Origin of the sequence: Microcoleus sp. C2D2 (assembly GCF_036702495.1) — a bacterium.
Classification (GTDB): Bacteria; Cyanobacteriota; Cyanobacteriia; order Cyanobacteriales; family Microcoleaceae; genus Microcoleus.
This window is the reverse complement of the sequence record NZ_JAUBTO010000067.1, coordinates 21,611-33,396: the sequence shown is the minus strand read 5'-3', so window position 1 is coordinate 33,396 and position 11,786 is coordinate 21,611. Positions and strand designations below refer to the sequence as shown.

Annotated in this window: 9 protein-coding genes and 2 pseudogenes; 2 read left to right on the top strand and 9 right to left on the bottom strand. The window is 44.8% G+C overall.

Going from position 1 to position 11,786, the window contains the following annotated elements; all coding sequences use genetic code 11:
• From QUB61_RS21155 to QUB61_RS21130, 6 genes and pseudogenes are all read right to left on the bottom strand, one after another.
• Positions 1-1,173 (bottom strand): annotated as a pseudogene (locus QUB61_RS21155) (ABC transporter ATP-binding protein); the annotation flags it as partial.
• 106 nt (positions 1,174-1,279) lie between these two features.
• A complete protein-coding gene (locus QUB61_RS21150; RefSeq protein ID WP_333127998.1) occupies positions 1,280-1,891 on the bottom strand; it encodes a hypothetical protein in 612 nt (203 codons plus the stop codon).
• Positions 1,888-3,036, bottom strand: coding sequence for an AAA family ATPase (locus QUB61_RS21145; RefSeq protein WP_333127996.1), 1,149 nt, complete (start codon positions 3,034-3,036; stop codon positions 1,888-1,890). The genes QUB61_RS21150 and QUB61_RS21145 overlap by 4 nt, the downstream gene beginning before the upstream one ends.
• 198 nt (positions 3,037-3,234) lie before the next feature.
• A complete protein-coding gene (locus QUB61_RS21140) occupies positions 3,235-3,591 on the bottom strand; it encodes a hypothetical protein (protein ID WP_333127994.1) in 357 nt (118 codons plus the stop codon).
• Positions 3,584-3,928 carry a DUF433 domain-containing protein gene (locus QUB61_RS21135; RefSeq protein ID WP_333127992.1) on the bottom strand — a complete coding sequence of 115 codons (345 nt, stop codon included), beginning with the start codon at positions 3,926-3,928 and terminating at the stop codon, positions 3,584-3,586. Before QUB61_RS21135 ends, QUB61_RS21140 begins: the two co-directional genes overlap by 8 nt.
• Before the next feature lie 339 nt (positions 3,929-4,267).
• A complete protein-coding gene (locus tag QUB61_RS21130) occupies positions 4,268-6,604 on the bottom strand; it encodes a glycoside hydrolase family 31 protein (RefSeq protein WP_333127990.1) in 2,337 nt (778 codons plus the stop codon).
• A gap of 408 nt (positions 6,605-7,012) precedes the next feature.
• Here QUB61_RS21130 and QUB61_RS21125 point away from each other — a divergent pair, with 408 nt between their 5' ends.
• Both QUB61_RS21125 and QUB61_RS21120 read left to right on the top strand, forming a co-directional pair.
• Complete coding sequence (locus QUB61_RS21125) at positions 7,013-7,141, top strand: hypothetical protein (RefSeq protein ID WP_333127988.1); 129 nt, start codon at positions 7,013-7,015, stop codon at positions 7,139-7,141.
• 222 nt (positions 7,142-7,363) lie between these two features.
• Positions 7,364-8,968 carry an alkaline phosphatase D family protein gene (locus tag QUB61_RS21120; RefSeq protein ID WP_333127986.1) on the top strand — a complete coding sequence of 535 codons (1,605 nt, stop codon included), beginning with the start codon at positions 7,364-7,366 and terminating at the stop codon, positions 8,966-8,968.
• A 414-nt stretch (positions 8,969-9,382) separates the two neighbouring features.
• Here the strand turns inward: QUB61_RS21120 and QUB61_RS21115 are convergent, their stop codons facing one another.
• From QUB61_RS21115 to QUB61_RS21105, 3 genes and pseudogenes are all read right to left on the bottom strand, one after another.
• Entirely contained in the window at positions 9,383-9,829 is a 447-nt protein-coding gene (locus QUB61_RS21115) for an ester cyclase (RefSeq protein WP_333127983.1), read from the bottom strand.
• Positions 9,830-10,117: 288 nt separating this feature from the next.
• Positions 10,118-10,477 (bottom strand): group 1 truncated hemoglobin, encoded by a 360-nt coding sequence (locus tag QUB61_RS21110; RefSeq protein ID WP_333127981.1) that lies wholly within the window; start codon positions 10,475-10,477, stop codon positions 10,118-10,120.
• A gap of 381 nt (positions 10,478-10,858) precedes the next feature.
• A pseudogene (locus tag QUB61_RS21105) lies at positions 10,859-11,562 on the bottom strand (IS1 family transposase).
• Positions 11,563-11,786 lie beyond the last annotated feature (224 nt).

The window sequence follows — 11,786 nt, the reverse complement described above, 5'->3', positions numbered from 1 at the left end:
ACGGGCATCTTGCCCGTGACTTGGTAATTGACTTGTGGGACGGGCATCTTGCCCGTGACTTGGTAATTGACTTGTGGCAGGGGCATCTTGCCTGCCATCTGGTAAAGTAGGCAGGCGAGACGCCACATCCACAAGCGGAGACTGCAATTCTGGCTGGAGTTCCAACAGTTGAAAAATCGGACTAACGCCGAGGGAAATATCGTACAAATTAGTATAATTGCCAATCAATAATTGCAAACTTTGCTCCACCTGGACAATCAAACCCGAATAAAGCGCCACATCCCCCAAAGTATAGCGCCCTCCCAAAGCTCCCATTACCACATAAACAAATGGCAAAGCTACTCCTATTCTACTAAACACCGACCAGAAAAGTACAACAATTGCTCCTTTTTTTCGGATGCGCTGCATCTCGCTAAAAAACTCCAAAAACTGACCCTGCCAGCGTTTGAGCCAAAGTTCCTGCAAGCCAAACAAACGCAATTCTTTAGCGTATTCTTCCCCGGTCAATACTCTAGCGGATAAGTTCATCTCGCGGCTGATTTTAGCTTGCTTTTTTTGAACTCTCCAGATGATTCTGCTATATTTTCTTTTGATGTAAATTGAGGGAGATGATGAAATCAACATCAGGACTGGCACCCACCAAGCTATGGTAGCAGCAAGGCTAATAGATGGAATAAATATAAAAATTCCCGTGATGGTCATGCTGAGGGTAAATGCTAGCTGCTGTATTTTGGATACTCCGGTTTTCGCGAGTTCTACTATATTTAATAGTTCGGGGTTTTCAAACAGGGCAATATCGTCGAAATTGGCGACTTTTTCGAGAACTTTTCCTTCGACAAAGCCTTGAACGCGATCGCGCAAAGATGTCGCTGCAAAAGAGCTCATTGTTTCCAGGGAGTCGCCGATTAACTTGAGACTTAAGACACCGCCAATACTCCACAGCAATATTGGGTGGGAAAGCATCAAAGCAAAGGGCTGTGCTGTTTGGGTTTGCGATAGCAACCGAGATACTTCATCAATGATTAATTTATCTAAAAATAGGACGGCAGAGGGGGCACCACCGCGGATAATGTTGAGTAATATTAAATTGCGGAGTTCTATTGGTGCGGCTTTGATTATCAGGCCCAAGCTGCGCCACAAAGCTTGGAATGTGGTAATTTGGATCGGTTGCATAGTTTGTGGGTAGGTGTCGGGTCTAGTCATCCCCTCCCGTTATATTGTAACAGTATTTATTAACTGTTTGCCAAGCATAGACAGGGCGCAGTATTGGTCTTTCTCCTCAATTTTCCCAGGTTGGTTGAAAGTTTATGAGTGCATTCATAGCTCGTTCCAAACTGGGGGAATTAGTCTGTGCTGACGCAACCTGCCAACTTTGATTGACAAACTGGATCAGTTGACCGTTGTAGTCTTTACCAATTTTTGCCGTACTATTACGATCGGGGACGATCGCCTCCCGCAGATTTCGCTTCTTTGACTTTTTAGCCAAATTGATTAAAAGCTGCTTGGGGTCAGGAATTCGATCCGCGTCGCCAGGAATCAAGTCTACTGAAATACCCAGAAATTGGGCAAAGCCCGCTCGATGTGCAAGTAACCACGCTTCCACTTCTTTAACAGCAATCCGAAACAGCAGATTAGGATGTTTGGGTTGAGTTAACCACTCTGAAATAATTACTAACGGGCATTCTGCATTATCCAAATCAGTTAATACTAAGTATGGCATTCCCTTGGCCGCATAATTTAATCCAGAAATAATCTTTTTAATTTTGCCATATCCTCTCTGATTCAAGCACTGTCCCACTGAAAAGGGACGTTGAGACTGTTTGAGCATTTGTTTAAGAACTGCTTCACTCAGTACATCCTCAAACACTAGATTGATGGGAATATCTGTCATTTGAATAAACTCATTTGTTCGATGTCGGGCGGTGCTGTAAGAGGAAGTGCAGCATCAGCTATGCTTAAACCTCCTTCTAATAGCATTTTGATTTGTTCATTACTTGAAGCAAGTTTTACCTGAGTTCCTTCAGGAGTCGGTGTCATTAGCAGCACCTCTTCGCCGCCAATGCCTTTGTCTGAGAGCAAATCAGCACTATGGGTACTGAGAATAACTTGTCGCTTTCTCGGGCGCTGAAGGCGATAAATCAGAGAGGGTAGATTGCTAACAATAGCCGAATTTAAGGAAAGTTCTGGTTCTTCTAGTAACAATAATGAATCGGATTCTAACAGTGACCATAGTAAACCAATTAACCGTAACGTTCCGTCAGAAAATTGGTCTTCCCGTTGTTTTCCTGCTCCGGGCCGCCAATGTTCGTAAACAGCTTCCAAATGCGGAACTCCCATCACATCTTTAGTATCTGTGAGGTTTTTCAATTGTGGGACAGCCAGCTTTAAAGCGTCTTCAATTTTTTTTAATCGCGATTTTCTGGTTTTATCGGGAGTTTTAGCAACTCGCTCTAAAAAAGTTCTCCCAAAAGGATCTTCGGAAAGTCCAGGGGTAGCAAAAGCTTCGGGATGGCGAACTAGCTGAGGAATTAAATGTAAATATAAAATCGATTCTAAAAATTTAGAAATTTCTCTGAATTCTGCATTGGTATTAATTTGCTCTAAATAAGTCTGGGTGAGACGTAGCTCATCATTTTCATCTTCTGGAGTAGGGCGATTGACAATTTGCTCCTCGCCTTTCCAAACTCGTTCGTAGGCAACAATCGGCTCATTTTTGCCGCCTCTTCTATGTTTAATTCCCAGCCCATACCTCCATAATGGCTGTTGGGCATTAGATTCGGAAAGGTGAATTTCTATTTCTACATCTGGATAACGGCGCGCATAAAGACTGCGAATTTTTGATACGCCACCTCGATCGCTCACGGCTTTCTGCAATCCGCCTCCTGCTTTAGCCAGATCCCGCAAAAAGCGCAATGAATCGAGAAAGTTTGACTTACCACAAGCATTAGGGCCTACCACAAAAATGCGATCGCGCAAATCAACATTCACTGACTGAAAATTGCGCCAATTTTTCAGAGCTATATGGGAGATAATCATTATTTTAACCTAATCAAGAAATAGTTGAGCATAAATTTAATTTTTACCCAGCATTTAAAATTTGCTTGGTAGTCAAATTTAACTCTGGAAACACCACCGACTGAACCCTTTCAGTGTTATGTAGTTCATAACGTCCGTTTTCTGGCTTCCCTTCCAAAAACTCCTCAAAATTTATTAAGTTGGGTATAGCTTGAGTTATCATGAAACCTCTTTAGTGATAGGTAGATGAATAATTTGATCTTGATATTCATTGAAAAAAGAACATTCAGCAATCAAAATTAATTCCTCTATGTTTTGCCCAACGCTTAAATTCGCATTTAAAATAAATATTCCAGGAATATGACGATTGGCTTGCAAATGATCGTTTAAGTGAACAGGCATAGATTTACGGTTATTTGTGACTAGGATAAAGTCATATTTTTCACACCATTCTAAAATTTCAGGGTCTTTAGTTCCTTTGGCTGGTATAAAAGGTTCGCCAATGACCCGAATAATTAATTCTACTTGTTTACTCCGAATTTGAGTAGGATAAACCGGGTCAACATTTTCATCCATGAGATACTTGAGCGCCATTTTTTTTTGTTCTTTCTTCCTTAATTTTTTGCAGTCTGATCGAAGCTGGATGAGGGTTTAATTCTTGGGCTTTTATTTGTTGGTGTGACCATTCTAGCCAGTCTTCGATATATTTATCTAAGACGGCTTTATTGTTTAAATAATACAGGATGGTCGCATAAATTTGATCCAGGGTCAAAGTGTAAAAGTGTTTGATAATTTCCTCTGGTGAACGTTGATGATAAATATATTCATAGAGGATGCTTTCTATTCCTACTCTTGTCCCTTTTACTCGAATGTCGTCCTCGGCTAAAAATTCAAAATATTCTTCTATTAGCATGGTTTATTCCTCCATTTGTTGAGTAAGGTTTGAATTGGCGAAAATAAAAATCCTGGCTGCAATCGAATAATTTTCAAACTTTCAATTCCCCGATCGTCCACAATCTTGACAGGTTTACAATTTATCCAACCCCTTTGCCGAATTTGTTGGCTGTTTTTTGGGGATTTCTTTACCCCGCTAACATCTTTGCTATCGGCTGATGAATTCGATCGCACCACACCGGAATCAGAGACTCACCTATTTTCCATGATACGATCGCCCTTTCCATCTCAAACTCTACCAGATCGAGCGATCGCCCTGAACGAATCCCACCATAGCATAAACCGCTTTATGCCAAAACTATCCAAATGTCAAACGCCGCACCGTACCGTCATCTGTAAATCGCTGTTCGCTAACGCCAACAACTTCCACAATAACTTCGCGTTCCGATCTCAAAAATTGGCCCTCGCGCGCGGCAATTTCAACGATGATTTTTTCCCCTTCCAAATACACCTTGTAATTAGTCGTAGACCACACACCTTTTTGGTGTTCAAAACTGTGTCCGTCGTCCTCATAAAGCGTCCATTCACCGCTTCCGGGCCAAATTCGCATTTTCAATGACTCAAGCGGTTCTTCGCTGACAAATTGCCTCACAGGTGCGATCGCAATTATGCCCCCACCCCGCACGTAAAGCGGCATTCTCTCCAAAGGTGCATAAGCCAAAATGTGCATCGGGCCCTGATAGCATTCGCCCGTCCACCAATCGTACCAAGTCCCCTCCGGCAAATACACGGCGCGGTGTTCAACTCCCGGGCGGTAAACAGGTGCAGCCATCAGCGACGGGCCGAGTAATACTTGATCGTAAAGGTGATAAGTTGCCCGATCGCGCGGAAAGTGATAAAGTAGCGGTCGCAAAATCGGCGTTCCCGCCGTCGCAGCTTCCCAAAACAACGTGTAAATATAAGGCAACAACTGATAGCGCAAATTCATGTATTCGCGGCAAATCTTCTCAGTGCGATCGCCAAAAACCCACGGTTCGTGCTGCGCCGTACTAATCGCCGAATGAGCGCGCATCAAGGGATACAGCATTCCCACCTGCATCCACCGCGCGAACATTTCGGCGGTTGCATTCTCCGCAAAACCGCCGATGTCGCAACCGACAAACGCCACGCCGGAAAGCCCCATATTGCAAAGCATCGGCATCGACATTTCTAAGTATTCCCACTGCGATTGATTGTCGCCCATCCATACCGAGGAGTAACGCTGAATGCCCGCAAAACCCGATCGCGTCAGCACAAAAGATCGCTCGCCCGATCGCACTTTTTGCAGCCCCTGCGCACAAGCTTTCGCCATCATTAAACCGTACAAATTGTGCGTTTCCGCGTGGGTGGCGCCCTCGGATGCCGGGCCTTGCGGTGCATCCAGCGGAAACCAGATGTGTTGGTGGCCGTCACCAAAAGGCCGTTCGGCGATCGAAGGTTCGTTCATGTCGTTCCAAATCCCCGCAACGCCCATATCTGTAAGGTTTTTGTGCAATTCGCCCCACCACTGGCGCACCTCCGGCCGCAGGAAATCGGGAAACACCGCTTTTTCGGGCCAAACGTAACCGTGGAATAGCCTTCCCTCGGCGGTGCGGACGAAATAGTCATTTTCCACACCCCGATCGAATACTTCATAATCTCCTTCCGGTTCGTACTTGACACCGGGATCGACAATCGTGACAACCTTAAAACCGGCTGCTTTCAAGTCTGCGATCAGTTTCGCGGGATCGGGGAAACGCTTCGGGCTCCAGGTAAAAATGCGGTAGCCGTCCATATAGTCGATGTCGAGGTGGATGACATCGCAGGGAATCGCCCGATCGCGAAATTCCTTTGCCAACTCCCGCACAACGTCCTCGGATTCGTAGCTCCAGCGGCATTGGTGGTATCCCAGCGCCCATTTTGGCGGAAGCGGCATCCGGCCGGTTAACTGCGTGTAGGTGGCGAGAATTTGGGCGGGTTCCGGGCCGTAAATGATGTAGTAGTCGAGTTCCCGGCCTCTGGTTTCCATCCGCAAAACTCCCGGTTGTTGGGCGCCGATGTCGAACTGACTCCAAAATGTGGTGTTGAAAAAGATGCCGTAAGCGCGATCGGGATTCAGGGCGATGTAAAATGGGATCGCCTGGTACATTTCATCGCTGAGGGAATTGTAGTCAAGCGCGTCTATTGTCCAGTTTGTCTTGACTTCGGAGAGTTTGTCGAGAAAGCCGGTGCGTTGGCCGAAACCGTAGAAGTGTTCCTCTGCTTCGATGCGTTTCCAGCCTGCGGTTGCCCCGGTGCGCCATCCCATACTGGGCTCGCAGTCGCTAGCAAAGGGTTTTCCCGATTTGTCAAAGCATTCGATTGCAGAGCGAGATCGCTTTACGGAAATCAATATTTGTGATGTTTCAATTTCTATTTTTTCGTCTGTTTCTCGCACTTCAAATGGTATAATTTCCCACTCTTCGTTAGCGAGGGTTATTGAGTACGATCGGCTTTTGAATTCACCTGTCGGGGACATTCGCACTCGGATTAAATTCGGTGCGAGGATGCTGATGTTTAGGGAAGTTTCGCCGCAATTAAAGTGAATTGTGCGATCGCTCTTACTTATAGATTGTACTGAGCCGATCGTTGACCAAGGCTGTTCAGTTTTTTGGAGTTTTCCGAAGTATTGTGGCATACACTCTGACTAGAAATATTATCGATTTTGCTTTCAGGAGTTAAGGGTTGTCATCTGGCAAAAGGCTGAACTACAACGATCGATCTCATGCAGCAAAACCCCAATATCTCCGCTCCGTCCGAGCCACCGCCTGATTAACCCGATCGCCTGGGAGTATTGTACAGGTGAGAGCTAAAGCATCTAAAATAAATGTTACCTAAGTTTATTAAACCTTTAACTTATGGCTCTTACCGAAATTTAACCCCTGCTCAAAGAGTTATCTCACTCCGATAAACTGTTGCTACTAAAATTCGGGGTAGCCGAATTATTGAATGAATCAGGTTTAAGCTGTTGCGGCATTTAAATTGTCTGTCAAAAAAAAACCAAAGTCTTGTGGGGTGTCCCGCCCGCCCTGAATATACAATTTAAATGCGCGACAGCTTAATCCCATTGGATGTTCGGAACAAAGTAGCTAGTCAAGGTTTATATGATTCTTTTGAAGCTGCTGCTAATTTAGCGAAAAAACTAGCAGAGGAAAAAGCGAATACAAATGGTTAATATCGTGGTTTGGTGGTCTAGATAGTTGCTTTTTCATCGATCGCCTACTACCTTTATTTTGGGTAAACTAAAACTTGATAGAAAACCTGCCTTTCTCTGTGGGACTTGTTTTCCTCCTCACAGTTCGGGGCGTCTCAGGAACAGCGGTGAATTTGCTGATTGTTGCGTACATCACAAATTAGCCCAAGTACAGTCTCGGTATTTTTAAACATGAGGGTAGCCATGAAACGTAAAAAACAAGACCAACTCAGCCGCCGCCATTTTCTAATCGGTTCGGCAATTGCAGGTAGCGGTATTGTTGTCGCAAACCTGCGATCGAAATCTGGGTTAGCACAATCTTCTGCACCGGCAATTATTACCTCGGATCGGATGCGCCCCAGCATTCCATACGGTGTTGCTAGCGGTGATATTACCGGCAACAGTGCGGTGATTTGGAGTCGGTGCGATCGCTCCTCCCGGATGATAGTCGAATATGACACCGCCGACTCCTTCCGCAACGTGCAGCGCATCATCGGACCTGCAGCCTTGGAAACTAGCGATTACACGGCGCGTATTAACCTGATTGACCTACCAGCCGACCGGCAAATATTCTACCGAGTCAGCTTCCAGAATTTAGCCGATCCAAACATCTACAGCGCCCCCGTTACCGGGAGTTTCCGCACACCTCCAAACAGCAAGCGCGACATCTTTTTTGCCTGGTCGGGAGACACCGCCGGACAGGGTTGGGGTATCAATTCTGAATGGGGCGGGATGAAAATCTATGAAACTATCAGGCAGCTTAAACCAGACTTCTTCATTCATTCTGGCGATTGCATCTATGCAGATAGTCCGATTAAATCTGAGGTAAAACTTGACGACGGTAGCATCTGGAAAAACATCACAACAGAAGAAAAGTCAAAAGTAGCTGAAACCTTAACAGAGTTTCGCGGAAATTACATCTACAACCTGCTAGACAATAACATCCGGCGCTTCAACGCCGAAGTGCCTCAGCTAGTTCAGTGGGACGACCACGAAACTACAAACAACTGGTATCCCGGCGAGATGCTAATTAGCGATGACCGCTACAAAGTCAAAAGCAGTTCTTTACTGGCAGCGCGAGGCAAGCAAGCATTTATGGAGTATACGCCGATGCGCTTCGATGCCAACGACCCAGAACGGATTTACCGTTCGTTCAATTACGGTTCTTCCCTGGAAATTTTTATGCTGGATATGCGCAGCTACCGAGGACTAAACACTACCAACCGTCAGACAGCAGCCAGTGAAGAAACAGCGTTTTTGGGTAATGCCCAAGTTAGCTGGTTAAAGAACAAATTGCAGAATTCAAAGGCAAGGTGGAAAGTAATTGCTAGCGATATGCCGATCGGATTGGTGATTGAAGATGGCAAAGACAGCGGCAAATTTGAGAACCTCGCCAATGGAGATGGTCCTGCATTAGGACGCGAACTCGAACTTGCCCAATTGTTGCGCTTTATCCAGCAAAACAATATCCAAAATGTCGTTTGGCTGACCGCTGACGTGCATTATGCTGCCGCGCACTACTACGATCCCGGTCAAGCTCAATTCACTGATTTTAAACCGTTTTGGGAGTTTGTTGCCGGGCCGCTTCACGCTGGAACTTACGGACCAAATAAGCTTGACAATACTTTTGGTCCCCTTGTTAAGTTCCAAAGTTTGTCGCTGCCAGAAGTAGAAAATCTACCTCCTACAAAAGGTTTTCAGTTCTTTGGTACGGTTAAAATTAATGGCGACAGTCAGGTGATGACTGTGGCGCTGCACAACCTGGAAGGCAAAATTCTCTACAGCGTGGACTTGCCGCCGGAGGTTTAAAACAGCTTCAAGGGCGCTGGACAAGTCGATCGGCAAAATTACAAAATGTACGAGTAAGTTGTTGCGGCATTTAAATAGAATGTCAACAAACAATTCGGTGTCTTGTGGGGTGGGCGTCTCGCCCGCCCTGAATATGCAATTTAAATGCGTGACAGCTTAATATCAAGTTCTATCATCTGCGAGCAATCGGGGAGTAGTAACGCGTTCAAAGCGACATCTACTTACCCATCGAAAATAATATTTTCAATGCTAGTCAAACAACCCTGTTGGGCGGCGATCGAATCTAAGCGAAGCGCAAAGACTCTGCACCTTAGCTGCAACAGGATTGTTATAGCAATCCTAAATCATTTGTGAATTTCTTACTCCCTCCCCAAGGCATCGGGGAGGGTTGGGGTGGGGTAAAAAATTTACCACTCATTTAGGATTACTATATGCTGCGCCGTCACTTTCCGAAGTAATTGGTATACCGATTTGAGTGAACCACGTTAACTTGTCGAAGTATCCACGCTGAAATTGAATTTTACTATCTACAACGTGGAAGAACCCGCACCCGCGCAGAGTAAAACTCTTGCCAGTCGGAGTAAAACCAGCAAATTCGCCGAGAAATGTACCCGTGCCACTCCACTCCAAAATCGCCCACTCACCGTCTTCAAACAGATTCTCAATATGGGTGCAGTTGTCTGGAAACGCCTGAAAGAATGAGATAAAACTCTCAAGCATCACTTCGCGCCCGTGAAGGGGTTCGCCAAGTGCTACCTGGATGTTTGTCGCATCTTCGTGGTAGAGGGCGGCGAGGATATATGGATCTCGTGCATTGTATGCTGCTACCCACTCTGTCAGAACCTGTTTCGGTGTTTTCATGAGAAATTGATGTTTAACAACGATGCTGCATTCACTAGATCAAAACTTACGCATCAATACCTTCAGCAACTTAGTTTTTTACGGCGATTAAAAATCTTTATGCAGTATTTTCGGAAAAAAAAACTCGGTTATGAAGGTACCCATGCGCCCGGGACTGTAGATAAGCTGTGTTGCATCTAGATTGCCTATGGTATTAGAGAGGGAGAGGGGGTGAAGGGGAGAGGGGGAGAGGATTTGACGATTTTTGATCGGGACTCGAAATATACAATTTAAATGCACAACAGCTTATTACTTGTACAAAACAGCCTCTTTCAAAGTTGCGATCTTAGCTAGCGCTGCATCGAGATCCTCTTGCGACGCCCCGTGGGCAATTATGGCATCGGTCAAATGCTTCACAATCGCATCAAAGTGTTCAGGCTGTAAATTCAAACCTGCGTGTGCTTTCTCCATTGAACGGCCTGAGTATTGCTTGGTGCCGCCGAGGGCATAAGAGATAAAAGCAGTTTGATGGCGGCGCTGCTTTGCCATATCTGTATGATCGAAGAAGTGGCTCACTATCTCGTCAGCCAAAACATCGCGGTAAAAATCATCCACAATCTCTTTAATGGCTGACTCTCCACCCATTTTCTCGTACAATGTTGTTGCCATATTGTTTAAGCGAGTTGGTTTTTTTCACTTACTCTTTAATTATACCAGGCACCCTTGCTTTCCTCCACCCGGTGAAATATTAATTTTCTCTGACTAATTACTTAGTAAATGATGCGACTGCTGGTATTTTTTTGATAGCCCTCTCTGTGTAAACTTTATTAACGTTTTGTTGCCCGTTAGATATTGCCGATCGCCCTCCCAGCATTTTGACCTAATGCACGGATTGCTTTTTTTAGCAAGATGTTTTCTACACAGCGTCAACACCCATTTGTTTTCCAGCTAGCAAACTCAAGAAATCGGTGAGAAAACAGTGGTCGGATGCGATCGCAATTTACGCGATCGCCCCTGCAATTGGACAAGTTAAAATAAGGCGTTGCTGAATCAAGGTATGAATGCCCCAGGAATGGGAATATCGTGAAATTTCAAGCATTCTATTAATAACTTAATAGAATGCTTGAGCATTTTCTCACACTTAGAATAACAAAGAGTCTTCCGATGTAGTCTGGCTAAATAATGTCTTAGTCTTGTATTTTCTCCTTCTACTCGTGTCATATAAGTCTTACTAATAATCCGATCCTCATCAGGAATAAACATGGGATATACAGACCATCCATCAGTTACATAAAAGTAGCATTTCCATGCACTTACTTGGTTCCATAATGGTTCAAATGTCTTAGCACGCACGATCCCCTAATACCCATCCTAAAATTCCTGGTTGAAAGTGGTCAACCGCTGTCCACAACCAGATTTTGTCTATTTTTTTTTACATAAGTTTGTAATTCATCGAGCTCACCAACTTCTGGAATGACTTCAGGGTCATAAACCTCTGGTAACAGTTTTCCGACTTGTTTTACCCAATTTATTACGCCCGGTATGATGAACTCCCTTAACTCGTTCTATCGCCCGTAAACCATACCATTGACGTACATTTTTAGGCAATCACGTTTGATGCTCTCGCTATAACCTCGATCGGGTTCATACTGATTAATGAATTGACGACCACATTGGACAAAAATGTGATTCTGTTTTCCTTTCTTCTTGCCGTTTTTACGGATATGCGTTGATTTACATTCTGGGCATTGCATAAATTATTCCTCCTATTCATACTCTAACTCAGCAACTCCGCATTTCGGACAGCAATATCTTTTAGGTTTGTCAAGTGGCTGAATGAAAATGGGGACGTATTCTCCGCTTATAAAGCTAGTTCGATGCTCTATTTGGGCTTGAAATTTGTTTAAGTACCGTTAGGTACATTGTCGATGCTCTAGCTCTAGATAGCGCTGAAGGGAAATAAAGCAAATCTCTATGC